Origin of the sequence: Kitasatospora sp. NPDC052896 (assembly GCF_044547075.1) — a bacterium.
Classification (GTDB): domain Bacteria; phylum Actinomycetota; class Actinomycetes; order Streptomycetales; family Streptomycetaceae; genus Kitasatospora.
Genome location: NZ_JBITZU010000001.1, coordinates 310,826 through 334,444, shown reverse-complemented (window position 1 = coordinate 334,444; position 23,619 = coordinate 310,826). Strand labels below are relative to the sequence as shown.

Annotated in this window: 23 protein-coding genes; 14 read left to right on the top strand and 9 right to left on the bottom strand. The window is 69.5% G+C overall.

Features of this window, described 5'->3' with window-relative positions:
* The first annotated feature begins 4 nt into the window (after window positions 1–4).
* On the top strand, window positions 5–145 hold the full coding sequence (locus tag ACIGXM_RS01550) for a hypothetical protein (protein WP_396555654.1): 141 nt from the start codon (window positions 5–7) through the stop codon (window positions 143–145).
* An 11-nt stretch (window positions 146–156) separates the two neighbouring features.
* Here the strand turns inward: ACIGXM_RS01550 and ACIGXM_RS01545 are convergent, their stop codons facing one another.
* The 3 genes from ACIGXM_RS01545 to ACIGXM_RS01535 form a co-directional block, all read right to left on the bottom strand.
* On the bottom strand, window positions 157–543 hold the full coding sequence (locus ACIGXM_RS01545) for a hypothetical protein (RefSeq protein ID WP_396555652.1): 387 nt from the start codon (window positions 541–543) through the stop codon (window positions 157–159).
* 107 nt (window positions 544–650) lie between these two features.
* The gene (locus ACIGXM_RS01540) at window positions 651–1,769 is read right to left on the bottom strand and encodes a DUF3631 domain-containing protein (protein ID WP_396555650.1); all 1,119 of its coding nucleotides are present in this window, start codon (window positions 1,767–1,769) and stop codon (window positions 651–653) included.
* Window positions 1,770–2,573: 804 nt separating this feature from the next.
* Window positions 2,574–2,789: a helix-turn-helix transcriptional regulator gene (locus tag ACIGXM_RS01535; RefSeq protein WP_396555648.1), complete on the bottom strand. Its 216-nt coding sequence runs from the start codon at window positions 2,787–2,789 to the stop codon at window positions 2,574–2,576.
* Between the two features lie 673 nt (window positions 2,790–3,462).
* Here ACIGXM_RS01535 and ACIGXM_RS01530 point away from each other — a divergent pair.
* Window positions 3,463–4,725, top strand: coding sequence for a tyrosine-type recombinase/integrase (locus ACIGXM_RS01530; RefSeq protein ID WP_396555646.1), 1,263 nt, complete (start codon window positions 3,463–3,465; stop codon window positions 4,723–4,725).
* A 50-nt stretch (window positions 4,726–4,775) separates the two neighbouring features.
* Here the strand turns inward: ACIGXM_RS01530 and ACIGXM_RS01525 are convergent, their stop codons facing one another.
* Window positions 4,776–5,471, bottom strand: a complete 696-nt coding sequence (locus tag ACIGXM_RS01525) for a hypothetical protein (protein ID WP_396555644.1) — start codon at window positions 5,469–5,471, stop codon at window positions 4,776–4,778.
* Window positions 5,472–5,513: 42 nt separating this feature from the next.
* On the opposite strand from ACIGXM_RS01525, the gene ACIGXM_RS01520 reads away from it, so the two are divergent.
* Complete coding sequence (locus ACIGXM_RS01520) at window positions 5,514–6,101, top strand: Imm21 family immunity protein (protein WP_396555642.1); 588 nt, start codon at window positions 5,514–5,516, stop codon at window positions 6,099–6,101.
* 85 nt (window positions 6,102–6,186) lie between these two features.
* Here ACIGXM_RS01520 and ACIGXM_RS01515 read toward each other — a convergent pair whose 3' ends face one another.
* Entirely contained in the window at window positions 6,187–6,657 is a 471-nt protein-coding gene (locus ACIGXM_RS01515) for a hypothetical protein (protein WP_396555640.1), read from the bottom strand.
* 359 nt (window positions 6,658–7,016) lie between these two features.
* On the opposite strand from ACIGXM_RS01515, the gene ACIGXM_RS01510 reads away from it, so the two are divergent.
* Window positions 7,017–9,146 (top strand): ATP-dependent nuclease, encoded by a 2,130-nt coding sequence (locus ACIGXM_RS01510; RefSeq protein WP_396555638.1) that lies wholly within the window; start codon window positions 7,017–7,019, stop codon window positions 9,144–9,146.
* Window positions 9,147–9,234: 88 nt separating this feature from the next.
* Here the strand turns inward: ACIGXM_RS01510 and ACIGXM_RS01505 are convergent, their stop codons facing one another.
* Both ACIGXM_RS01505 and ACIGXM_RS01500 read right to left on the bottom strand, forming a co-directional pair.
* Complete coding sequence (locus tag ACIGXM_RS01505; protein WP_396555636.1) at window positions 9,235–10,050, bottom strand: DUF4262 domain-containing protein; 816 nt, start codon at window positions 10,048–10,050, stop codon at window positions 9,235–9,237.
* A gap of 173 nt (window positions 10,051–10,223) precedes the next feature.
* On the bottom strand, window positions 10,224–10,706 hold the full coding sequence (locus tag ACIGXM_RS01500) for a hypothetical protein (protein WP_396555634.1): 483 nt from the start codon (window positions 10,704–10,706) through the stop codon (window positions 10,224–10,226).
* A 507-nt stretch (window positions 10,707–11,213) separates the two neighbouring features.
* Here ACIGXM_RS01500 and hemL point away from each other — a divergent pair.
* From hemL to ACIGXM_RS01460, 8 genes are all read left to right on the top strand, one after another.
* Window positions 11,214–12,542, top strand: a complete 1,329-nt coding sequence (gene hemL, locus ACIGXM_RS01495; protein ID WP_396555632.1) for a glutamate-1-semialdehyde 2,1-aminomutase — start codon at window positions 11,214–11,216, stop codon at window positions 12,540–12,542.
* Window positions 12,543–12,555: 13 nt separating this feature from the next.
* Window positions 12,556–13,239, top strand: coding sequence for a histidine phosphatase family protein (locus ACIGXM_RS01490; RefSeq protein WP_396555630.1), 684 nt, complete (start codon window positions 12,556–12,558; stop codon window positions 13,237–13,239).
* A 131-nt stretch (window positions 13,240–13,370) separates the two neighbouring features.
* Window positions 13,371–14,033, top strand: a complete 663-nt coding sequence (locus ACIGXM_RS01485; protein ID WP_396555628.1) for a TlpA family protein disulfide reductase — start codon at window positions 13,371–13,373, stop codon at window positions 14,031–14,033.
* Entirely contained in the window at window positions 14,030–14,806 is a 777-nt protein-coding gene (locus ACIGXM_RS01480; protein WP_396555626.1) for a cytochrome c biogenesis CcdA family protein, read from the top strand. The genes ACIGXM_RS01485 and ACIGXM_RS01480 overlap by 4 nt, the downstream gene beginning before the upstream one ends.
* Window positions 14,807–14,808: 2 nt before the next feature.
* Window positions 14,809–16,599: a cytochrome c biogenesis protein ResB gene (locus ACIGXM_RS01475; RefSeq protein WP_396555624.1), complete on the top strand. Its 1,791-nt coding sequence runs from the start codon at window positions 14,809–14,811 to the stop codon at window positions 16,597–16,599.
* A 3-nt stretch (window positions 16,600–16,602) separates the two neighbouring features.
* Complete coding sequence (ccsB, locus tag ACIGXM_RS01470) at window positions 16,603–17,763, top strand: c-type cytochrome biogenesis protein CcsB (RefSeq protein WP_396555622.1); 1,161 nt, start codon at window positions 16,603–16,605, stop codon at window positions 17,761–17,763.
* Between the two features lie 88 nt (window positions 17,764–17,851).
* Window positions 17,852–18,256, top strand: coding sequence for a hypothetical protein (locus tag ACIGXM_RS01465; protein ID WP_396555620.1), 405 nt, complete (start codon window positions 17,852–17,854; stop codon window positions 18,254–18,256).
* A 63-nt stretch (window positions 18,257–18,319) separates the two neighbouring features.
* The gene (locus ACIGXM_RS01460; RefSeq protein WP_396555618.1) at window positions 18,320–18,856 is read left to right on the top strand and encodes a GNAT family N-acetyltransferase; all 537 of its coding nucleotides are present in this window, start codon (window positions 18,320–18,322) and stop codon (window positions 18,854–18,856) included.
* Here the strand turns inward: ACIGXM_RS01460 and ACIGXM_RS01455 are convergent.
* Window positions 18,834–19,046: an acyl-CoA carboxylase subunit epsilon gene (locus ACIGXM_RS01455; protein ID WP_396555616.1), complete on the bottom strand. Its 213-nt coding sequence runs from the start codon at window positions 19,044–19,046 to the stop codon at window positions 18,834–18,836. The genes ACIGXM_RS01460 and ACIGXM_RS01455 overlap by 23 nt on opposite strands.
* An 83-nt stretch (window positions 19,047–19,129) precedes the next feature.
* The gene (locus ACIGXM_RS01450) at window positions 19,130–20,722 is read right to left on the bottom strand and encodes an acyl-CoA carboxylase subunit beta (protein ID WP_396555614.1); all 1,593 of its coding nucleotides are present in this window, start codon (window positions 20,720–20,722) and stop codon (window positions 19,130–19,132) included.
* A 524-nt stretch (window positions 20,723–21,246) separates the two neighbouring features.
* Between ACIGXM_RS01450 and ACIGXM_RS01445 the strand changes: the two genes are divergently transcribed.
* Both ACIGXM_RS01445 and mqnP read left to right on the top strand, forming a co-directional pair.
* Entirely contained in the window at window positions 21,247–22,704 is a 1,458-nt protein-coding gene (locus ACIGXM_RS01445) for a menaquinone biosynthesis decarboxylase (RefSeq protein ID WP_396555612.1), read from the top strand.
* Window positions 22,701–23,612, top strand: coding sequence for a menaquinone biosynthesis prenyltransferase MqnP (gene mqnP, locus ACIGXM_RS01440; protein WP_396555610.1), 912 nt, complete (start codon window positions 22,701–22,703; stop codon window positions 23,610–23,612). Before ACIGXM_RS01445 ends, mqnP begins: the two co-directional genes overlap by 4 nt.
* The last annotated feature ends 7 nt before the right edge of the window (window positions 23,613–23,619 follow it).

Here is a 23,619-nt window from a genome sequence, read left to right as displayed (position 1 = left end):
CTGAGTGCGCGAGTTGGCGGCGGCGGTCCTGGCGGTTTTGGGCATGGCGGTCTCCTCGCTGAGCGGTTGGTGGGGTGCCGCCCCGGCCCAGCAGGGCCGGGGCGGCGGCTGGTCGGCTGCTCAGGTGATCGCGTGGGCGGCGTGAGCTCGCCGTGCTCAGCTGGTCTGCGGGAGGCTGCCCTGGCGCAGGACGAAGAGGACCAGCTGTCCGAAATCGCTATAGTCACGGCCCTGCTCGCGATACTCGGTGACCGTCTTACCGAGCTCGGTGTGGGCGTCATAGGCGGACAGCGGTGCCCAGAGGCCGGAGCTGCGCTCCTTGCGGCTGGCGCGGCGAAGGGGCCCGGTCACGTGACCGAACAGGTCGAGCTGGAGGGCGATGAGGTCAGGGTGCCGGGTGAGACCGCGCCCGGCCAGCAGGTTGTCGTGATCGATGATCAGCTGGCGGGCGGAGGCTGCGAGGAGATCACGCTGATCGTCGGCGCTCCCGCTCAAGGTGGCGCGGAGGTTGAGGGTGTAGCCGTTGGTGGTGATGTCGGTCAAGCGACAGTTCCTTAGGTGAGGGGGCGTGAAGTGGTTGCACTCGTCGCACTCGTACCGGGTAGGCCGGACAAGGGCGTGAGCGCAGAGGGTGGGACGGGTGGGACCAGTCAGGACGGGGCGGCTGAGACCGCCGTGCCGCCTGCTGGGTGCGACGGCGCGGGCTCGGGGCAGTAGCGCCGCCACGGGTCGAGGAAGTCGTTGCGGGCGAAGCCCTTGGCCTGCCTGCCGTCGGGGAAGCGGATGTTGGACGAGGACACGCCGAAGTCCTTGAGTAGCAACTGCAGGCCGCGCGGGGTGAGCCCGTTGATGCCGTACTCGGCCCACGGCGCCTCCTCCAACTCCCGCAGCTGGTGCACGAGCGTGCTGGTGGCGAGCGTCGGCGAATCTCCGAGAGCGGCGAATACGGTGCGGATGTCCTGCAGGATGCGGATCTTGGCGCCGTCGCCGTCCTCCTCCAGACTGGCCTCCTGAGCGCACAACACCGAACACGCGGCCCGCGCGGTGGCGGGCCAGTGGCCGCCGGCCAGGTCGGCGACGGCCACCAGCGGCTCCCAGGTGTCGGCGGCGCGGTCGTTCACCGGCATGTCGGGGAACAAGCCGGTGGCCGTGGGCAGCAGTGGGCGGAGCCAGCCCGCCACCTGGTCGCGCAGGTCGTGCAGCGGCTGGATGTCGCGGGCCGAGCGGAACGGCTGGACCGTTTCGGCGGGGGCGCGGCGGCGCATCCGGATGACCACTGCCCGGTCCATGATCGTGTCCGGGAGGTTGCCGATCCCCGCCAGGGCGGCCATGGCGAAGGTGGGGAACTTGCCCGGCCGCATCTCCGGCCCGCCACCGACGATCCGCAGGGCAGGGCGGTTGCGCTGGTGACCGGCGTTCAGCACACCACGCAGCTCCTCGTTGCGCTCGGCGGCCTTCGTGCTGCCGAACAGTGTGTCCGCCTCGTCTACCAGCAGGGTCGGCGGATCCTCCTCGGTGATCGAGCGGAAGACGGCGGGCAGGCTGGCGTTCACCGTGATCAGTGGTTCGTGGACCGTCTCGGTGATGATGTCCAGCAATCGCGACTTGCCGCAGCGCTTCGCCGGACCGACCACCGCCAGCCGGGGCGCGTGCTGCCACGCGGGCTGCAGGTGACTGGCGGTCACCCACAGCGTCACCGCGGCCAGTGCGTGCGGGGACGGCAAGACCACGAATCGCGCGAATGCCGACTGCAGCTCGTCCAGCAGCACCGCACCTCGGTCCCCGGGGACCGCGTCTGGACCGGGCCGGTCCGGTGGACCGTTCACCGGACCGGCCCCCACCTGCGGACCGTCCGGACCAACGGACCGAAACGGCGGACCGGCGGACCGTCCGCCCGCTGGGACGGCGGCCCGGTGGACCGGACCATCCGAGGCAACGGTCCGCGCCTCCGGACCGTCGGTCCGGGACCGGTCCCCGAACGGCTCGGCGAATTCCGCCGACCGCAGCGGACCGTTCGCAGCGGCGGTCCGAATGCGGGGACCGTTCCCGGCAGCGGTCGCCGCGTGCGGACCGACGGTCCGTCCGGTCCCCACCTCGGGACGGTCCGCCCCGGACCGGTCCCCGAACTGCGGTAGCGCTCCGGATTCCGGTCCGGGACCACCGGTGTGCTCGGTCCCCAACTGCGGACCGACCGCTGCCACGGTCCCGGGGACGGAAGCGTCGATCCGGGACTGGTCCGCACGCCCCTGCGCGCTGTCCACAGGCGTGTGGACGGACCGGCTCGTCCGGTCCACCGGACCGGTGGACGGACCACTCGCCTCGGTGTGGACCGCCGTGTCGTCAGTCAGCCGGTGGCGGCCCGGATCACCGGGCACCCGCACGGGCGGCCGGTCCGGATCACAAGATGGTCCCTCTGCAGGGACGGGGAAGATGCTCGTCAAAAGGGAACTCCTCAGTGCGGCACGGGACCATCCGGTCCGATGCCGCTGGGTTGATCGATGGGAGGGGTGTGCAGAGCTCCTCGGCGCCCCGGGCGCCGGCAAGCGGAAGATGAGCGCGCCAGGGCGGCTCAGTCAGGCGGCGCGGCCGGCGCTCCGGCCGTCCAGCCAGGCATCCACTTCGGTCCACCGGTAGCGCAGGTGCCGGCCGACCTTGATCGCGTTCGGGCCTTGGCCCCGGTGCTTCCACCCGTAGACGGTGTCGAGGGGCACCTGGAGGTGGTCGGCGAGCTCCTGGGCTGTGGCCAGCGGGCGGCGGTCGGTGGTGGTGGCGCGGGGGGACTTGGGCACGCGGTCTCCGTGGGGTTGGGAACAAGGGCAGGTGGAAGCAGGCCGCTCCGGTGGGCGGCCTGTTTCGGGGCGGGAAGAAGTTCAGCAGGAGGGCCGGCCGTTTTCCAAAAAATCGGCCAGGTCCCCTTTGCGGGAACCTCCTGCGAACGCGCTTCGGGCAGTATGCGCGGGCGGCGGCCAAAAACCTAAAAAGGGCCTGCGAGTCGTCGGCCGAGCTGGGTGCGCGATCGCCGCCTCGCAGGTGAAGGCGCCGGTAATGAACGTAAGGGCCGCCATATCTCCCATGCAAGGACTTCGCGGAGATCCGCCAAAAGATCTTGAACGGGGTGCCTAGTGGGAGGCTGCTGCGCCGTCAAGGGCCAGCTCAGCGCACGTCCTGCGCTCAACTGAACGCTGCGCGCGTCCATGCACACTGTCGCTCGCGGAAGAGCGCGGATTGCCCGGGGCTATCCGGAACCATCTGGGGCTATCGAGCCCCATTGGGGCTCCCGAGAGCCAATTATTTGACAAACGGCCGCCGGTCGATGAATATCCAACACCCGCCCGAAGCGCGCCTTGATCGCTGCCCTATCGGATGCGCGGTTCGCTCGCGGCGCGGCTCTTCTCTCCATCACCCACTCACGCTGCCGTCCACTCGGCCGCGCATCTCCATGCCCCCGACCGAAGGAGCCGAATGGCGACCGTCTACGACACCTGGCACAAGACCTACCCCCGCCCGACCGACAAGGCATGCCGCGAGCACAGGGGCAAGTACCCGACCGCCGAGCACGGCAAGGGCAAGCGCTGGCAGGTCCGCTACCGCGACCCCCAGGGCACCCAGAAGAAGGAGGACTTCGAGACCAAGGTCAAGGCCGACGCCCGTGCCGCCGAGCTGAAGGTCACCCTCGACCAGGGCACGTACATCGATCCGGCGGCTACCAAGATCACGCTGGCGAAGTACGCCCAGAAGTGGCTGAAGGGGAACACGGCGGGTCCGACTACCGAGGTCCGGTACGAGGGGGTGATCAGGAACCACGTGATCGGGCGTCTGGGGCACCACGAGATGCGGGTGTTCAACGACCCCGAGCCGATCCGCCTCTGGATCAAGGAGCTGCAGGAGGTCCCGCTGGAGGCGTCCACCATCCGCGGCATCGGCGACGTACTCAGCAGCATCTTCGACGCCGCCGTCGACTCGGGCATCCTGCGGCGGAACCCCTGCAAGGCGTCGTCTGTGAAGTTCCCCAAGGCTTCGGGGAAGCGCGTCGTCCCGTGGACCCGGAAGCGGGTGCTCGCCGTCCTGGATGGGCTCCCCGCGAACTTCCGCGCGGGCGGTGCGGTCGGGGTCGGCTGCGGCCTCCGTCAGGGGGAGATATTCGCCCTGGCGGAGGATGACATCGACTTCAGGGGCGGCTGGTTGCACGTGAACCAGCAGATCCGCTTCGTCGGCTCGAAGATGGTCTTCGCGCTGCCCAAGGGCAACAAGCTCCGCTCGGTCCCGCTGTCGTCGACCACGGCCACGGCCTTGCGCGCCCACCTCAAGGAGTTCGAACGGACGTCCGTGACGCTGCCCTGGCACGAGCCGGAGGGCAAGCCGAAGACCCTCCGCCTCCTCTTCGTGGACTCCAAGGGCCAGCCGCACAACCGGAGCGTCTTCAACCAGGGCATTTGGAAGCGGGCCCTGGTGCACGCCGGCGTCATCCCGCCGCGCACGACTGGCTCGAAGTACTTCGAGGCGGCCCCGCAGGACGGCATGCACGCCCTCCGCCACACCTACGCCTCGGCCCAGCTCGAAGGCGGCACCAGCATCAAGGCCCTCGCCGTCTACCTCGGCCACTCCGACCCCGGCTTCACGCTCCGGACCTATACCCACCTGATGCCGAGCAGCGAGGGCCGGAGCCGCTCCGCCACCGATGACTTCCTGCTCGGCAGGGCCGACGAGGGCCTCGTGCAGAGTTGAGCGAAGCGGCCTGCCACCCAGTCGCCGGTACCGGGGAGTCGATGGGCTCATCAACTGAGGGACATGAGAAGGCGTGCGGCTGCGACCGTTGCTTCTTGCTGGAAGGCAAGGTCGGCGAGGAGGTCGTGCTCGTCGTACTCGCTGTCGCCCATGATGCTGATAACGGAGACCCACTCGCCACCGCCCGTGGTGTAGGACCTCCATGAGTGTCCGACGCGCACCGTGTTGTGGACCGAGTGGTTACGGCGCCTGATGGCCTGCCTGATGAAGTCGAGTGCGATCGCCTGGTTGCTACCTGCGTTGGGACTGAGCTTCTGCTGAAGGGTGCTGAGGAGCTGCCCGGCGGTCATTCGTTCGATGTTGACCGCTGGGTCGACCTGTTTGAGGATCGCGCCCAGGGCGGCCTCGGTTTCCGCAGCCTGGGCCATGACAAGCCCGCGCAGGCGGTGCATCTCTGCCGCTTCGTGGTCGCCGTGCGGTGGAACGCCAGCGTCGTCGGGGTCTGGGTTCAGTTCGTCCCAGATGGTGGTCCAGCTCACCACGTGTTCCCCGTACCGCGGCTGTGATTTGTCGGTCATCGAGGCAGTATCGACGGGAGATAACGTCAGGGCAACGGAGTTGAGCATCAGAGCCGCGCGGGGGCGGCTGAGTCCGGCCCGGCTGTTGGTCTGCCAGCCGTCATATCCGATAGTCCAAGGCTTCTGGTCGGCACTGCCAGCGGTTTCGCCGAGATGCTGTTTGAGCAAGTCCGGCGTGGTGCTGTCAGGGGCTGCGGGCACACTGGCGGCATGACTACCTCAGCGTCCGTGGAAGCCAGTTCCACTCATCAGGCCCGGGGTTGGGTTGAATCGATAGGCGGCCCGCTCATAGTCGTTCCGGTCTCGGCCTTGGTCGAGTGGGGCGGCTGCACGGGAGCGGGGATGGTCATCGGTGACACAGACACCCCGGACGACTACGACCGGGCGTGCGAGGTGGAGGGCCTGGCCGATGTGATCGAGGTGGGCACGGCTGATGCCCGGGCGCTGGTGTTGGCAGACGAGCCCGCCAGTAGCTGCTATCTCCCGGAGCATCAGGCCGTCGTCCGTTGGCTGGCAGCCGACTCCGAGGCCGATCTGCTGACTGCGGCCGGAGCCGTCATCGCCGATCCCGCTACGGTCTGGGAGGAGTGCGGCACCTGGGAGACGGACGGCCCGGCGGTGTTGATGGACTCGGTCACCCCGGGAGCCGAGCTGGACGTCGAGTATCCGGCTGGGGGACTGCCTGAGCAGGCCCCTATTCCACTGCCCGCCGGGCGCTGGAGGGTCCGTGCGGTCCACGCTCAGACTGACGCCCGCACCTGCGTCGGCCTCGTTCAGCTTCTGCCGCTCGGACTGTGAGGCAGGTGGTTTCCGGCGAGCGCACCCGATGGTGCGGCTGTACCGATGAGTTCGGATGCCGTGATCGCGCTGGCCGTGCTCGCGGTTATGGCAGGTGATCGGTGTCGGGTTGGCCCGTTGGTCTCTCGACGGCCAGGATGCGCAGATCGCCGCCCCAGCTCTCGCATCGAACGCTGCCCGAGATGAGGTCCAGCTCAAGCGCCATGCGACCGGTTCTCGGCACCCACTCCTCTCGCACGCCGAGCACGACCGCCCCGAAGTGGCTGGCGAGCGGGTTCACGGTACGAAGGGGAAGAACGTCGATTCGACCCCAGCCGCCCGCGTCGAAGCCGTCGTGGGGCTTGGAGGCCTCAACCAGGAGGCACCAGTCCGTGCCGATCGAGATACCGGTGGACCCGCCTTGATCATCGCCTAGCCACAGCTCGACCGGGCCGTCGACAGGCTGCCCCTCCTGGGAGTGCCACGATGCCGACAACCGGACAAGCCGCCGCCCGAGCAGAGTGCTGGGGTCGATGCCGGACCCGTGCAAGGGACAGGCGGGATTCGTGGGCTCCATCCGGGGACCGTATCCCGGCCGCTCGCTCCGGTTCACACGTGTTTGCGGCACGACCTTCAGCGGTGGAGAACTGCTGATGGGGCGTACGCCATCGGTAGTCGTGGATCTCGACGAAGCCCAGCCCCGCCGGCGCGCTGCAGTCCGGACCGTGGAGGTCCAGGGAGCCCAGCTCGGTGGTGAGGGCCGCCGTCGGGGCGAAGTAGCTGGCCGGTATCCACATGGAACGTCATCCGCGGTGAGTGCCACACGCTATCGCCCAGCACCGACTGTCATGGCGTACGACGGATGCGCTACAACCTGCCTCGGCGGCAACGTCAACTACCGCTCGTGGCTGATGATCTCGGAAGTGATCCTCTAAGGTGATCGGACGGCAGGCGGACGACGGCGAGGAACTGGCTTTGCGTATCTCCCAGTTGGTCATCAGGAACTTCCGAGGGGTCCGGGAGCTGAGCCTGCCGATGTCATCCTTCGGGTGCATCATCGGCGAGAACAACGCGGGTAAGTCCACCGTCCTGCAGGCGTTGGACGTGTTCTTCAACGGGCCGTCGCTCAAGCCGACCGACTACTACGATCACAGCGCCGACCTCCAGGTCGAGGTCACCCTGACTGACATCGGGGAGACGGATCTGGCCCGCCTCGCGCAGGAGCACCGGCAGCGGATCGCGCAGGTGGTCGAGGATGGTCGGCTGGTGCTTTCGCGGATCTACGGCGAGGGCGGGAAGAGCGAGCTCCGCAGAATGACCAAGGTGCCGCGGGATCCTCGGTTCCGGCCAGAAGCGGTCAGCGAGATGATGGCCAAGAAGGTCAACCCGGAGCTGCGCGAGGCGGCCGTCTACCAGTTCCCGGAGCTGCACGGCGTGCTGCCGGCTAAGCCGACGCAGAAGGCCATCCGGGACGCGGTGCAGGATCTGATTGCCGAGTTACCCGAAGCCGAGTTGGTGATCGGACCCGTTGACCTTCCTACTGGCATGCCGAGTTCGGTGCAGGCGTTGTTGCCCGAGGTGATCTACATCCCGGCGGTGAAGGATCTCAGCGACGATCTCAAGACCGGTGAAGCGGCATCTTTTGGCAAGCTCCTCGGCATCCTGCTCAGCCAGACCAAAGGCCACTTCGATCAGATGGAGAAGATGTTCAGTGAGCTCCACAGAGCCCTGAACGTCCAGATGGAGACCGACGGCTCGCCCAAGGACGAGCGGCTCCCTCAGGTGAAGACGATCGAGAGGATGCTGGAGGGCAACCTTCAGCAAGCCTTCCCCAGGGCATCGATCAGCATCGAGTTCCCGCCACCGGAGCTTCGCAGCGTCCTATCGAACGCTCGGATCGCGATCGACGACGGTATCCGGAGCGACTTCAAGAGCAAGGGCGACGGACTGCGCCGCTCGGTCACCTTTGCGATCCTGCGTACCTACGCTGACCTTCGTGCGAGCGAGCGGGAGACGGACCCAAGTGCGAGCCCCCGTCCCTACCTGCTGCTCTTCGAGGAGCCTGAGCTTTTCCTGCACCCGCAGGCGCAGCGCCAGCTGTTCGAATCTCTCAAGGTGTTCGCCCAGGACAATCATGTCCTGGTCAGCACGCACTCCAGCAGCTTCTTCAGTCCCCAGGCCACCGGCACCTTTGTCAAGCTGACCAAGGACTACACAGCCTCCCCGCCTGAGGCCAAGGCATTCCCCATCGATCTGTCGGACCTCACGCTGAAGGACCAGTTCCAGCTGATCCGGCAGGAGAACAACGACGCCGGCTTCTTCTGCAACGACGTCCTGCTGGTGGAAGGGGACAGTGACCACATCCTGATCCCGCACCTGGCTAAGGCGCTCAATGAGAAATGGGACTTCGAGCAGCGGTCGATCGCGATCGCCCGCCTTGGTGGCAAGGCCGGGGTGGCGCGCTATCGGGAGTTCTTCGAGCGGTTCGGGGTCCGGGTTTCGGTGCTGGTTGACCTGGACGCCATCACTGACGGGTTCGACAAGCTCGGGGCCAGCAGGTCGAACAGCGACTTGCGGCAGCAGCTGGTGAAGAGGCTGGGGGACCTGGCGTCGGCCTCAGGAGAGCTGTCACGCGCGCAGCTGAAGTCGATGCAGGACTCGGGCGAGATCAAACGGCAATGGCGAGCCGTCAAGGACGCCAGGGAGAGCCATGCTGCGGGAATCGGAAGCCTTGACGAAGTCGTGGCTGCGATGGATGCCTTTTTCGAGCGAAACGAGAGCCGTAGCCAGCGTCGGGCAGAGCTGAAGGACCCGACTGATGAGCAGGTGAAGGAGCTCAAGGAGCAACTCCTCGAGCAGCTTCGCGCTGAGCGGATCTATGTCCTCGAACGGGGCGACATCGAGAGCTACTACCCGCGGGGCAAGAGCACAGACAAGCTGGCCCAGGCGCAGGAGTTCTGCGAACAGTACCCGGATGGTGACTCGATTCGGGCGCTGTTGAGCGGTGGATCCACCATCGAGAGCTGTGAGTTCGACGCGATCTTCGCCAGCCTCTTCGAGAGCTGATCTGCCATCACTGGACGCTGGGCTGGGGGGAGCAGCTCCCTGGACGCGCCCTCCCGTCAGCCTAGCTCGGCGAACTGGTCGCCGAGCGTCACGGCTGCGGCGGCCAGTTCCCGTCAAGATCGCGCCGTGCCTCGCCGCCGGCCGCGAGCCAGGAGAGGGCCTTCAGATCCGGGTGGTGGGTGACCACGTGGCCGAGGGTGGTCTGTTGCAACTCGTCGTCGGTGTGGCCCTCCGGGCAGAAGCTCCAGTTACCGGCCTTGCTCCTGACAGCGCGTGAGACGCGAGTCGTGCCCTGGATGACTGCGGGGGAGGCGAGGGCGTCATGGAAAGGCAGGTTGGTGGGGAAGGGCCAGCGGTGGTTCGTGTCCTCGTCGGCCCATGGTCCAGACGACTCCTCGCGCGGGATCCACAGGAGCGGCTGCGAGGCGCGGCAGGTCTCCTCGACGCCCTCGTCCCAGGGGAAGCGGCCCTGCTTGTCCGGCCAGAACATCTGGGTGATGGGCAGTGGCGGCCGCTGGTAGAAGTCGAGGCCGGCACCGAAGAAGCTCAAGTACCAGCTCGGGTGGGCGGGCCGGATCGCGACCGAGAAGCCGCCGCCCAGGACGTCGTCACGGTGTTGGTCCGGTTCCAGTGGGTGGCCAGCCCGGATCCGGTGGGCGAGGGCGTTGACGATGCGCATCCCGGTCTGCATGGGGGTACCGAAGAAGCTGACCCCGGGACTGCGCAGGGTGTGCCAGAGCCCGATGGAGTACGACCAGTCGCCGGGCAGGTCGCCGCCGGCTACCCCCATGACGTGCCAGTCGTACTCGCGGATGTTCCCGGCGATGCGGCTGTCGCGCGCATCCCAGTCGGAGGGGTTGCCAGCCGTGTCGCAGAGCAGGCAGCCGCAGTCGGGAAGATCCATGCGGGCGAGCGTAGGGTGGTCGATCACCTGTGCGTAAGACCGGGGCGGCCGGTAGCCCTCGGGGCACTTTCGGAGCGATGTGCCCTCAATGTGCCCCGGCGGTCCGAAGTCCGCCCCCCGAGGGTCCGTCGGACTGCTGTCGGACGGCCCTCAGGAGACGGAAAAGCCGCAGGTCAGGGCCAGACCAGGCAGTACAGCTGGTGCCCCGCGTCGTGCAGCCGGTTGGCGAAGTCCTGCCACTCGTGCAGCATCGTGTAGATGACGAAGGCGTCCCGCGGGCCGCGGCGGTCGGGGACGGTGGACCAGATGAAGGCGGCGGCGCCGAGTTCGGTGACGTCCGCCTTGCGGAGCGGCTCGACCACGGTGTGCGGGAGCTGGACGACGGCGTAGTCCGGGTGCAGGACGACCAGTTCGAGCGGTGGGACCTGGTGCAGCGGGACGCCCTGGATGCCGGTGAGCACCATCGCGCTCATCGTCTCCGGCTTGATCTTGGTGGAGAGGTGGCCGTTGGGGGAGCCGCTGGTCTCCATCAGGTCCCCGAGCCGTCCGAGCGAGCCGAGTTCGCCGGCGTCCAGGCCGAGGCCGCCGGGGCCGAGCGCGGTGGGGACTCTCGCGGCGGTCGCGCGGTCGGGCGCACCGAAGTACTTGTAGGTCACCCCCACCCGTCCCTCACCCCGCCTTCCCCTCTCGCCGGACCCGGCAGCCGTCCTGCCGTGACCCGGACCCGTCGCCGTGGCCTCCTCGAAGCCGTCCTGCGCCTCGGACACTCGGACCATCCTCACCGGAATTCGCCGGAATCGACAGACCCCCGGACCTCCGGTGTCCAGCCGGAAGTCCTCTTTTCCCGTTATGCCACCCGTTGCCGCTGTCCGCCCACCCGCGGCTGTATGTCCATACAACCCCGTCGCCGCACCCCCGCCGCGTTCACACAACCTCTACACCAGAACAGGTGTACGAGGCCATGCTCACCATGTCGTGCGGGCGTGCGACATCGGCTGCCCGTGACCGGCAGTACCGCGCGCTGGAGACGAGTGTTACCCCTCCAGTGTGCGGGACGAACCTGCGGTAGGCGCACACGGATCATCGTTCCAGATGATCGGCTCCGACATGCAGAGGTAAAGGACACGATTTGAGAGCGGCGTGGTTTGAGAGGATGGGTTCTCGTGAGCTACCCCTATGAAGCACCTCAGTCCCAGTCGCTCTTCGACCGCGCGTCGCGGGTCACCCCCGGCGGGGTGAACTCGCCGGTGCGCGCCTTCCGCGCGGTGGGCGGCACGCCGCGCTTCATGGTGTCCGGCGCCGGTCCCTACCTGACCGACGCGGACGGTCGCGAGTACGTCGACCTCGTCTGCTCCTGGGGGCCGATGATCCTCGGCCACGCGCACCCGGCCGTGCTGGACGCCGTCCGGGAGGCGGTCGCCCGCGGCACCTCCTTCGGCACGCCCGGCCAGGGCGAGGTCGAGCTGGCCGAGGAGATCGTCGCCCGGGTGGCTCCGGTGGAGCAGGTGCGGCTGGTCTCGTCCGGCACCGAGGCCACCATGTCGGCGATCCGGCTGGCCCGGGGCTTCACCGGCCGGGCCAAGGTGATCAAGTTCGCCGGCTGCTACCACGGTCATGTGGACGCGCTGCTCGCCGCCGCCGGTTCCGGGGTGGCCACCTTCGCGCTGCCCGACACCCCCGGGGTGACCGGCGCCCAGGCCGGCGACACCCTGGTGCTGCCCTACAACGACCTGGCCGCCGTCGAGCAGGCCTTCGCCGCGCACCCGGGCGAGATCGCCTGCGTGATCACCGAGGCCTCGCCCGGCAACATGGGCGTGGTGCCGCCGGCACCCGGCTTCAACGCCGGCCTGGCCCGGCTCTGCCGGGAGAACGGCGCGCTCTTCGTCTCGGACGAGGTGATGACCGGCTTCCGCGTCTCGAAGGCCGGCTGGTACGGCCTGGAGGCCGCGCACGAGGGCTGGGCCCCGGACCTGCTCACCTTCGGCAAGGTGATGGGCGGCGGGTTCCCGGCGGCGGCCTTCGGTGGCCGGGCCGACGTGATGGCCCACCTCGCGCCGGCCGGTCCGGTCTACCAGGCGGGCACCCTCTCCGGGAACCCGATCGCCACCGCGGCCGGGCTGGCCCAGCTGCGCGGCTGCACCGACGAGGTCTACGCCACCGTGGACAAGGTCGCCGACACCGTCTCCGGCCTGGTCACCGAGGCGCTGACCAAGGAGGGCGTGGCGCACCGGCTGCAGAAGGCCGGCAACATGTTCTCGGTCTTCTTCACCGACCAGCCGGTGACGGACTACGAGTCGGCGAAGCGTCAGGAGGCCTTCCGGTTCACCGGGTTCTTCCACAGCCTGCTCGCCGACGGGGTCTACCTGCCGCCGTCCGCCTTCGAGTCCTGGTTCGTCTCGGCCTCGCACGACGAGCGCGCGATCGAGCGGATCGCCGCCGCGCTGCCGGCCGCCGCCCAGGCCGCCGCCCAGGCCCGCCCCCACGAGAGCTGAGGAACCCGCACCGATGAGCGCCAACGAGACCACCGTCGTCCACCTGATGCGGCACGGTGAGGTGCACAACCCGGAGGGCGTGCTGTACGGACGGCTGCCCGACTTCCACCTCTCCGAGCTGGGCCGGCAGATGGCCGAGCGGGTCGCCGACCACCTGGCCGACCACGACATCACCTACGTGGTCGCCTCGCCGCTGGAGCGGGCCCAGGAGACCGCCGCGCCGATCGGCGGCGTGCACGGCCTGGACGTCGCGGTGGACCCCCGGCTGATCGAGGCGGAGAACGTCTTCGAGGGCAAGACCTTCGGGGTGGGCGACGGCTCGCTGCGCAACCCGGCCTACTGGCGGTACCTCACCAACCCGTTCCGCCCGTCCTGGGGGGAGCCGTACATCGAGCAGGCGGTCCGGATGATGGGCGCGCTGGCCGCGGCCCGGGACGCGGCGCGCGGGCACGAGGCGGTCTGCGTCAGCCACCAGCTGCCGATCTGGACGGCCCGTTCGTTCGCCGAGCGTCGCCGGCTCTGGCACGACCCGCGCAAGCGGCAGTGCTCGCTGGCCTCGCTGACCAGCTTCACGTACGAGGGGGACAAGCTGGTCTCGATCGGCTACCGCGAGCCGGCCCGCGACCTGCTGCCGGCCCACCTGGTCGGCAAGGGACGCAGGGGCGACGCGCCGGTGGCGAAGAGCTTCGGGGCCTGAGCTGGCCGGATAAGGCCCGACGGGCTTGAGGCGGCACTGATCCGGCCTTTACACCCGCAGCTCAGAGGGGGTCCGACTCGCAAGGTCGGACCCCCCTAAAGCCCCCCAAAGTCACATGCGAAACTTTTCACATGTCTGGTACGCCGCTCCCCCCGTTCTCGGCCCCGGAGACCCCCACCCAGCCTTCGGCCGGGGGGTCCTCCTCGCGCCTTCGTCTGGCCGCGGCCATCACCGCCGCGGTCGCCGTGCTGACCCTCGCCGGGTGCAGCTCCACGGGCGCCGACTCCGGCGCCACCTCCCAGGCCGGCTTCGTGATGGGCGCCGACGGCATCGACACCGTCGCGGCCGCCGACCGCCAGCCGGCCCCGGCCATCAGCGGGAACGACCTGGAGGGCAAGCCGGTCTCGCTCGCCGACTACAAGGGCAAGATCGTCGTGCTCAACATCTGGGGCTCCTGGTGCTCGCCCTGCCGGGCCGAGGCCAAGGGGCTGGAGCAGGTGTACCAGAAGTACCAGTCGCAGGGCGTCCAGTTCCTCGGCATCAACACCCGGGACACCGACCCGACCAACGCCAGGATCTTCGAGCAGGACAACGGGATCACCTACCCGAGCATCTACGACCCGGACGGCACCCAGATCCTCAAGTTCCCCAAGGGCAGCCTCAACCCGCAGGCGATCCCGACCACCATCGTGATCGACCGTGAGGGCCGGCTCGCCGCCCGGGCGCTGCGGGCGCTGCCGCCGGGCGACCTGGAGTCGATGCTCACGCCGGTGCTGGCGGAGAAGAGCTCGTGACCTCGGCGCTGCTGGCGCTGGGCGAGAACAACCAGACGGTGGTCAGCGGACCGCTGCTGCTGGCCATCCCGGTCGCCGTCGCGGCCGGCCTGGTCTCGTTCTTCTCGCCCTGCGTACTGCCGCTGGTCCCCGGCTACCTCTCGTACGTCACCGGCTTCTCGGCCGCCGACCTGGCCGACGCGCGCGGCGCCCGGCGCGGTCGGATGCTGCTCGGCTCGGCGCTCTTCGTGCTCGGCTTCACCGCGGTCTTCGTCTCCGGCGGCGCCCTGTTCGGCTTCTTCGGGCAGACGCTGCGCGAGTACAGCCACACCATCAACCTGGTGATGGGCGCGCTGACCATCCTGATGGGCCTGGCCTTCATGGGCCTGATGCCCGGCTTCAGCACCCGGGAGATCCGTTCGCACCGCCGTCCGGTGGTCGGGCTGTTCGGTGCCCCGCTGCTCGGCATGGTCTTCGGACTCGGCTGGACCCCGTGCATCGGCCCGACCATGGGCGCGCTGCAGATGCTGTCGATGAACCAGGCCAGCCCCTGGCGCGGCGCCTTCCTGATGGCGGTCTACTGTGCGGGTCTGGGCGTACCGTTCGTCCTGGCGGCCCTGGCGTTCCGCCGCGCGATCGGCGCCTTCGGCTGGATCAAGCGCCACTACCAGTGGGTGATGAGGCTCGGCGGCGGCATGCTCGTCGCGGTCGGGCTGCTGCTGGTGACCGGCGCCTGGCAGTCCATGGTGAACCAGCTTCAGTACCTCGTCCCGCAAGATTCGATCGGATTCTGACCGTGAGTGACACCGAACTCAAGCCCGCGACGGACCAGGAGTCCGCCGAGCGGTTGAGCAGCGCCCCGGTCGAGTCGGACGGGCCGACCGGGATAGGGCTGTTCGGCTGGCTGCGCTGGACCTGGCGCCAGCTGACCTCCATGCGGGTCGCGCTGATCCTGCTCTTCCTGCTCTCGCTGGCGGCCATCCCCGGCTCGCTGATCCCGCAGGAGAGCGAGAACTCGCTCAAGGTGCAGACCTGGAAGGCCGGGCACAAGAGCCTCACCCCGCTCTACGACAAGCTGCAGCTCTTCAACGTCTACAGCTCGGTCTGGTTCTCGGCGATCTACATCCTGCTCTTCATCTCGCTGGCGGGCTGCATCATCCCGCGCACCTGGCAGTTCGTCGGGGTGATCCGCTCCGCGCCGCCGGCCGCGCCGCGCAACCTGACCCGGATGCCGGTCTACGCCGCCTGGCAGACCGACGCGGACCCGCAGACCGCGGTGGCCGCCGCGCACCGGCTGCTGCGCAAGCGCCGGTTCCGCGCCCACCTGGCCGGCGACGCGGTCGCCGCCGAGAAGGGCTACCTGCGCGAGGTCGGCAACCTGCTCTTCCACCTCTCGCTCTTCGCCCTGCTGGCCGGCTTCGCCTGGGCCAGCCTGGCCAGCGGCACCGGCGGCAAACTGGTGATCGAGGGCGGCGGCTACACCAACACGGTGACCCAGCTGGACGACTTCACCGGCTCCGCCTTCTACGGTCCGGAGGACCTCGACCCGTTCGGGTTCAACCTGGACGGCTTCACCGCCGTGTACCAGACCACCGGTGACCAGATCGGCGAGGCCCGCGAGTTCACCGCGCACATCCACTACTGGCAGGGTGCCGACCCGACCAAGCTGAAGCCCGGCGACATCCAGGTCAACCACCCGCTGGAGATCAGCGGCAGCAAGGTCTACCTGATCGGCCACGGCTACGCCCCGGTGATCACCGTCAAGAACGCCGCCGGCCAGGTGGTCTTCCATGACGCGGTGCCCTTCCTGCCGCAGGACAACAACCTCACCTCGACCGGTGTGATCAAGGTGGCCGACTACGGGGAGAAGGACGGCAAGAAGGTCCAGCTCGGTTTCAGCGGATTCTTCCTGCCGACCGCGCCGGCCAACTTCGGGCCGACCACCGGGCCGGTCTCGCTCTTCCCGGGCGACGCCAACCCGGCGCTGATCCTGACCGGCTACCAGGGCGACCTGGGCACCGACTCCGGGACCCCGCAGAACATCTACGAGCTGGACCTGACGCACCTGACCCAGATGCAGCAGGACGGCGGCATCGCCAAGGTCAAGATGACGCCGGGTGAGGCCTGGCAGCTCCCGGACGGCTACGGGACGCTCTCCTTCGACGGCTACAAGCAGTGGGCGACCTTCAGCGTCTCGCACCGGCCCGGCAACGACATCGCGCTGGCCGGCGCGGTGCTCGCCATCCTCGGCCTGATCGGCTCGCTCTTCGTGCAGCGCCGCCGGATCTGGGTGCGCGCGGTGGTCGGCCCGGACGGCCGGACCCTGGTCGAGCTGGCCGGTCTGGCCCGCAGCGAGTCGGCGCGGATCGCCGAGGAGCTGGCCGAACTCGCCGTCGACCTGCAGGACGACGCGCCGGCGCTGGACCTCGACGAAGAGGAGCCGGACGACGACGCCCCGGAGGGCTCGGCCGGTGACGACAAGCCTTCCCAAGCCGATCCCGATCGGCAACCCGAAGCACCCGAGCCGTCGGACCCCGACGGCACGGCAGCCCCCGCCCATCCCGCCGACACGGACTCGAAGGAGTAGACGGTGAGCAACGTCACCGGGGTCAACGCCCATCTGGCCGACCTGTCGAACAAGCTGATCTGGTCGGCGATGTTCGTCTACATGCTGGCCATGTTCGCTCACCTCTTCGAGTGGACCTTCGGCAGCAAGGGCGCGGTCGCCCAGCGCTCCGACGCGCAGGGCGCCACGCTCGCCGAGACCGCCGCCGCCGCCACCATCGGGGCCAAGGCCGAGGCGGAGAAGGCGGCCAAGAAGGTCACCGTCACGGTCGCCTCGGCCGGCGGCGGCACCACCACGCTGACCCGCACCAAGCTGGCCGGCGAGGGTGCCATCGTGGTCACCAGCGGCCGGGACGACGACGGCCTCGGGGTGGACGGTCCGGGAGCCGCCGGCAGCAGCGCCAAGGGCGACCTGGCCGGCCGGATCGCGGTCTCGCTGACCGTCCTCGGCGCGCTGTGCAACGGCGGCGGCGTGCTCGCCCGCGGCCTCTCGGTGATGCGCCCGCCGTGGGGCAACATGTACGAGTTCTCCTGCGCCTTCTCCTTCACCATCATCGGCGCGTACCTGGTGCTGCTGGTGATGGGCAAGCCGGTCCGCTGGATGGGCCTGCCCGCCGTGGTGACCTCGACGCTGACGCTCGGTCTGGCCACCAGCGTGCTCTACACCGACTCCGAGCAGCTGGTTCCGGCCCTGCACTCGTACTGGCTGGCGATCCACGTGACCACCGCGATCATCTGCGGCGGCGCCTTCCACGCGGGCTTCGTGGCCACCGCCCTCTACCTGGGCAAGGACGCCTACGACAAGCGGATCGCGGCCGGCAGGACCACCGGCCCGTTCAACACCGCCGCCTCGATCTGGGAGCGGATGCCGTCCGCCGCGAGCCTGGACAAGCTCTCCTACCGGATCAACGCGCTGGTGTTCCCGCTGTGGACCTTCACCATCATCGCGGGCGCGATCTGGGCCGAGGCCGCCTGGGGCAAGTACTGGGAGTGGGACCCGAAGGAGACCTGGTCCTTCATCACCTGGGTGATCTACGCCTGCTACCTGCACGCCCGGGCCACCGCCGGCTGGAAGGGCCGCAAGGCCGCCTACCTGGCCCTGCTGGCGTTCGCCTGCTTCCTCTTCAACTACTACGGCGTCAACATCTTCATCACGGGCAAGCACTCGTACGCCGGCGTCGGGTGAGGTGATCCCGGGTCGGGGGCAAGCCGGCCGGCTGCGGAGGCTGGGGCAGCTCTGCTCCAGGGGACAGGGGCTGTGAGGAGGCCGCGCCATGGACAGCGAAGAGATCATGCTCAAGATCCGGATCACCGTCGCGGAGCGGGAGCGGCTCCGCTGGCTGGCCCAGGGCCACCGGCACGACCTGTCGGAGGTGGTCGCGGACGGGCTGCTGGACGTGCTGCCGACCCTGCAGGGGACGGCCCGCGCCTACGGCCTGCTGGCGGCGCTGGCCGAGCCCGCGCCGTGTGCGCTGACGGTCTGGCTGCCGGCGCCGCTGGCCGACCTGCTGGTCCCGGCGGCGGCGCAGGTCGCGCTGGCCACCGGGGTGCGGCTGGGCTCGGGCAGCGCGATGCTAGGGGCGGCCCTGCGGCTCTGGCTCGACCAGGACCCGCAGCGGCTGGCCCGCAACCTCAGCGTCATGCACGCCGCCCGCCCGGCGGGCCTGGTCGCCGCCTGACCCGATCGTTCGGCCGGACAAATTCGACTGCCCCGGGGCGTACCCCCGGGGCAGGATGACGTCATGACCCGATCACAGAGCCCCCGTCCGACCGCGGCGCAGTGGTCCGTCGAGCCGACAGAGGTCGACCACCCGGAGGCCCGGGCGGTGCTGCGCGCCTATCTGACCGAGCTGGTGGCCCGCTACCACGGCCGTCCGGCCGGCGCGGACGAGGTCGCGGCGGCGCTGGCCGCCGAGCCGGCCGAGGGGCTGGCCGTGCTGCTGCTGGCCCGCCACCGCGGCGCGGTGAGCGGCTGCATCGGGCTGCGCCGGCTCGGACCGGCGCTGGGCGAGGTGACCAAGGTCTACGTCCGCCCCGGGGCGCGCGGGCTCGGCGGCGGCGCCCGGCTGCTGGCCGAGGTGGAGCGGGCGGCCCGGCAGCGCGGGATGACGGTGTTGCGGCTGGGCACCCGGGCCGACCTGGTGGAGGCCCGGGCGCTGTACGCCCGCCACGGTTACCGGGAGATCCCGCGGTACCACGACGACCCGTACGAGGACCACTGGTTCGAGAAGCGGCTGCCTCCCGTGACCGGGGGTGTTACGCGGCCTGCTGCCAGCTGACCGGCGAGAAGTAGGCCGGGCGGCGCTCCAGCCGGCTCCAGCGGGCGATCGGCTCGACCGAGGCGACGGCCTGGCTGGCCTGCTGGGCGGCCGCGGCGCGGGCGGTCAGCACGGCGGTGAGGGCGGCCAGCTCCTCGACGGTGAGGGAGCCGCGGGTGATCTTGACGAGTGGTTCGGCAGCGATGCTCATGGTGTGTTCTCTCCCCCTGCTGATGGTCTGGTCGAAGGGCCGGAGCCGGGCGCGGGCCGACCGGGTGGCCGGCCCGCGGAGGGCTACATCGGCGGGTTGCCGTGCTTGCGGGAGGGCAGGTCGGCGTGCTTGGTGCGGAGCATGGCGAGCGCCGAGGCGAGGACCGTGCGGGTCTCGGCCGGGTCGATGACGTCGTCCACGAGGCCGCGCTCGGCCGCGTAGTACGGGTGCATCAGCTCGCTCTTGTATTCCTTGATCTTCTGGGCCCGCATCGCCTCGGGGTCCTCGGCGCCGTTGATGTCCCGGCGGAAGATCACGTTGGCCGCGCCCTCGGCGCCCATCACCGCGATCTCGTTGGTGGGCCAGGCGTAGGTCAGGTCGGCGCCGATGGACTGGGAGTCCATCACGATGTAGGCGCCGCCGTAGGCCTTGCGCAGGATCAGCGAGATCCGCGGCACGGTGGCGTTGCAGTAGGCGTAGAGCAGCTTGGCGCCGTGCCGGATGATGCCGCCGTGCTCCTGGTCCACGCCGGGCAGGAAGCCGGGGACGTCGAGCAGGGTGATCAGCGGGATGTTGAAGGCGTCGCACATCTGCACGAAGCGGGCGGCCTTCTCGGAGGCGTTGATGTCGAGCACGCCGGCCAGGGACTGCGGCTGGTTGGCGATCAGGCCGACCACGTGCCCGTCGATCCGGGCGAGCGCGCAGATGACGTTGGTCGCCCAGCGCTCGTGGATCTCCAGGAACTCGCCGTGGTCGACGATCTCCTCGATCACCTTGCGCATGTCGTAGGGGCGGTTGCCGTCCGAGGGGACCAGGTCCAGCAGCGCCTCGCAGCGCCGGGAGATCGGGTCCTCGCTGGGCGTGGACGGCGGCATCTCGCGGTTGTTCTGCGGCAGCAGCGACAGGAGGTAGCGGACCTCCTCGATGCAGGACTGCTCGTCGTCGTAGGCGAAGTGCGAGACGCCGGAGACCGCGGAGTGCACGTCGGCGCCGCCGAGGCCGTTCTGGCTGATCTTCTCGCCGGTGACCGCCTGGACCACGTCCGGGCCGGTGATGAACATCTGCGAGGTCTCGCGGACCATGAAGATGAAGTCGGTCAGCGCCGGGCTGTAGGCCGCGCCGCCGGCGCACGGGCCGAGCATCACGCTGATCTGCGGGATGACGCCGGAGGCCTTGGTGTTGCGCTGGAAGATGCCGCCGTAGCCGGCCAGCGCGGTGACGCCCTCCTGGATCCGGGCACCGGCGCCGTCGTTCAGCGAGACCAGCGGGGCACCGGCCGCGATGGCCATGTCCATGATCTTGTGGATCTTCTGCGCGTGGGCCTCGCCCAGCGCGCCGCCGAAGATCCGGAAGTCGTGCGCGTAGGTGAAGACCGTCCGGCCGTGCACGGTGCCCCAGCCGACGATCACGCCATCGGTGTGCGGCTTCTTCGCCTCCAGGCCGAAGCCGGTGGCCCGGTGCCGGCGCAGCGGCTCCACCTCGTGGAACGAGCCCTCGTCCAGCAGCAGCTCGATCCGCTCACGAGCCGTCAACTTGCCCTTCGCGTGCTGCGCCTCGGTGGCCTTCTCGCTGGGGCCGCGCCTGACCTGCTCCCGCAGCTCGTGCAGCTCCGCGACCCGACCACGGGCATCGCCGGGACCGTCCTCCCCCGTGGGGGCCTCGTGCAACACCGTCATCTCGAACTCCAAGGTGTGAGGCGAGTGTCCGAGCAGTCGGTGTCGGCTCTGGAGCCCCGGCTGCGATTCGCTTCGTCACCTACGACATTACGAGGATGCCGTACCTCATTTCGGCGTCGGTTCCGTACAAGGTCAGGCAGGAATAGATGTGGGACCTTCATAGCCGGGCACCTCGGAGCCCGGCTTCGAGACAGCCTCCAGGGAGAGTCCGACGGCCTCTTGAAGGATGCCTGTCAGGAGTCTGCCCACAGTCGTACTGCGGGGTGATTGCCCAGTTCAGGGCCGATTCGCACGGTTTCCGACCGGCTCGCCGGGCCGCCGGCCGAGCGGACCGGAGAGATCGTCGAGCGGGCCGTCCGGGCGGCTCCGCGAGCCGGCCGGACTCGTAGGGATGCGCCAAAAGCGGGCGTCTGAGCTGATCAGCCACGGTAGGCCGTCCGGGTTAGGCGACCCGCCACGGCACCGGTGTCGCGGTCGGGGGACCTGTTCCGGGGCGGACCACCGGGTGGCCGATACTGGCTGGCATGGCATACGACGATCTCCGCTCCTTTCTGCGGGCTCTGGAACGTGACGGCGACCTCAAGCGGATCAAGGTCGAGGTGGACCCGTACCTGGAGATCGGCGAGATCGTCGACCGCGTGCAGAAGGCCGAGGGCCCGGCCCTGCTCTTCGAGAACGTCAAGGGCTCGACGATGCCGCTGGCGATGAACGTCTTCGGCACCGAGCGCCGGCTGGCCAAGTCGCTCGGCCTGAAGTCCCCCGACGACATCGCGGAGAAGATCTCCGGCCTGCTCAAGCCCGAGCTGCCGCAGGGCTTCACCGGGTTCCGGGACGCCTTCGGCAAGCTCGCCTCGATGGCGCACGTGCCGCCGCGCAGGGTCAAGCCGACCGAGGCCCCGGTGCAGGAGGTGGTCCTCACCGGCGACCAGGTCGACCTGGACACCCTGCCCGCGCTCTTCACCTGGCCGCTGGACGGCGGCTCGTTCTTCAACCTGGGCCTGACCCACACCAAGGACCCGGACACCGGGGTCCGCAACCTCGGCCTCTACCGCCTCCAGCGGCACGACAGGCGCACCATCGGCATGCACTGGCAGATCCACAAGGACAGCCGCAACCACGCCGCGGTGGCCGCCAAGCGCGGCGAGCGGCTGCCGGTGGCGATCGCCTTCGGCTGCCCGCCGGCGGTCACCTACGCGGCCACCGCGCCGCTGCCGGGGGACATCGACGAGTACCTGTTCGCCGGGTTCGTGGCCGGCGAGCGGGTCCGGATGGTGGACTGCAAGACCGTCCCGCTCCAGGTGCCGGCCGACGCCGAGGTGGTGCTGGAGGGCTGGCTGGAGCCCGGGAAGGAGCTGCCGGAGGGTCCGTTCGGCGACCACACCGGCTTCTACACCCCGCAGGAGCCGTTCCCGGCGCTCACCATCGACTGCGTTACCATGCGCCGCCGGCCGATCCTGCAGTCCATCGTGGTCGGCCGCCCGCCGACCGAGGACGGCCCGCTGGGCAAGTTCACCGAGCGGTTCTTCCTGCCGCTGCTGAAGATCATCATCCCGGACATCGTCGACTACGACCTGCCCGAGGCCGGCGGCTTCCACAACTGCGCGATCGTCTCGATCGACAAGAAGTACCCGAAGCACGCGCAGAAGGTGATGCACGCCATCTGGGGCGCGCACATGATGTCGCTGACCAAGCTGATCATCGTGGTGGACGCCGACTGCGACGTGCACGACTACCAGGAGGTCGCCTGGCGGGCCTTCGGCAACGTCGACTACAGCCGCGACCTGTCCGTGGTCGAGGGGCCGGTGGACCACCTGGACCACGCCTCCTACCAGCAGTTCTGGGGCGGCAAGGCGGGCATCGACGCCACCCGCAAGCTCCCCGAGGAGGGCTACACCCGGGACGGCGGCTGGCCGGAGATGGTCAGCTCGGACCCGGCCACTGCCGCACTGGTCACCAAGCGCTGGACGGAGTACGGGCTGTGAGCGCCACCGCCGACCTGATCGAGACCCCACCGCCGGGCAAGGCCAAGGCCTTCCTGCGCCTGGTGCTGATCGAGCACTCGGTCTTCGCCCTGCCCTTCGCCTACATCGCCACCCTCAGCGCGATGTTCCTGGCCGACCGGCGGGTGCACTGGGCGACCCTGCTGATCGTCACCGTCGCCATGGTCAGCCTGCGGACCTTCGCGATGGCGGCGAACCGGATCATCGACCGGGAGATCGACGCCCGTAACCCGCGCACCGCGACCCGCGAGCTGGTGACCGGCGCGGTCTCGCTGCGCACCGCCTACACCGGCTCCGGCGTGGCGCTGCTGGTCTTCCTCGGCGCCGCGGCCCTGCTCAACCCGCTCTGCCTGTGGCTGGCGCCGGTGGCCGTGGTGCCGATGGTGGTCTATCCGTACGGCAAGCGGTTCACCGACTTCCCGCACGCGATCCTCGGCCTGGCGCAGGCGATGGGACCGGTCGGCGCCTGGCTGGCCGTCACCGGCAGCTGGTCCTGGGACGCGGTGGTGCTCGGGCTCGCGGTCGGCGTCTGGATCGGCGGCTTCGACCTGATCTTCGGCTGCCAGGACGTCGCCGCCGACCGCGCCGAGGGTGTGCGCTCGGTGCCGGCCCGCTTCGGCATCGCCGCCGCGCTGTACGGCGCGCGCGCCTGCCACGTCGTCACCACCGCCCTGCTGGCCTGGTACGGGGTGCTCACCCACGCCGGGCCGGCGTTCTACGTGGGGCTCGCGGTGGTGGTCTGCGCGTTCCTCTACGAGCACTCGATCGTCAAGCCGGGCGACCTGTCCCGGCTGAACCGGGCGTTCTTCACCACCAACGGCTTCGTCGGGATCTCGCTCTTCGTCTGCGCGTTGCTCGACCTGGTCCTGCGCGGGCTGCGGGCCGGCTGAGCCGCGC

Coding starts and splice junctions, on each gene's coding strand:
- ACIGXM_RS01530 (WP_396555646.1), top strand. CDS start 3,463: ATGGCGACCGTCTACGACACCTGGCACAAGACCTACCCCCGCCCGACC.
- ACIGXM_RS01520 (WP_396555642.1), top strand. CDS start 5,514: ATGACTACCTCAGCGTCCGTGGAAGCCAGTTCCACTCATCAGGCCCGG.
- ACIGXM_RS01515 (WP_396555640.1), bottom strand. CDS start 6,657: ATGGAGCCCACGAATCCCGCCTGTCCCTTGCACGGGTCCGGCATCGAC.
- ACIGXM_RS01505 (WP_396555636.1), bottom strand. CDS start 10,050: ATGGATCTTCCCGACTGCGGCTGCCTGCTCTGCGACACGGCTGGCAAC.
- ACIGXM_RS01490 (WP_396555630.1), top strand. CDS start 12,556: ATGAGCGCCAACGAGACCACCGTCGTCCACCTGATGCGGCACGGTGAG.
- ACIGXM_RS01485 (WP_396555628.1), top strand. CDS start 13,371: ATGTCTGGTACGCCGCTCCCCCCGTTCTCGGCCCCGGAGACCCCCACC.
- ACIGXM_RS01465 (WP_396555620.1), top strand. CDS start 17,852: ATGGACAGCGAAGAGATCATGCTCAAGATCCGGATCACCGTCGCGGAG.
- ACIGXM_RS01460 (WP_396555618.1), top strand. CDS start 18,320: ATGACCCGATCACAGAGCCCCCGTCCGACCGCGGCGCAGTGGTCCGTC.
- ACIGXM_RS01455 (WP_396555616.1), bottom strand. CDS start 19,046: ATGAGCATCGCTGCCGAACCACTCGTCAAGATCACCCGCGGCTCCCTC.
- ACIGXM_RS01450 (WP_396555614.1), bottom strand. CDS start 20,722: ATGACGGTGTTGCACGAGGCCCCCACGGGGGAGGACGGTCCCGGCGAT.
- ACIGXM_RS01445 (WP_396555612.1), top strand. CDS start 21,247: ATGGCATACGACGATCTCCGCTCCTTTCTGCGGGCTCTGGAACGTGAC.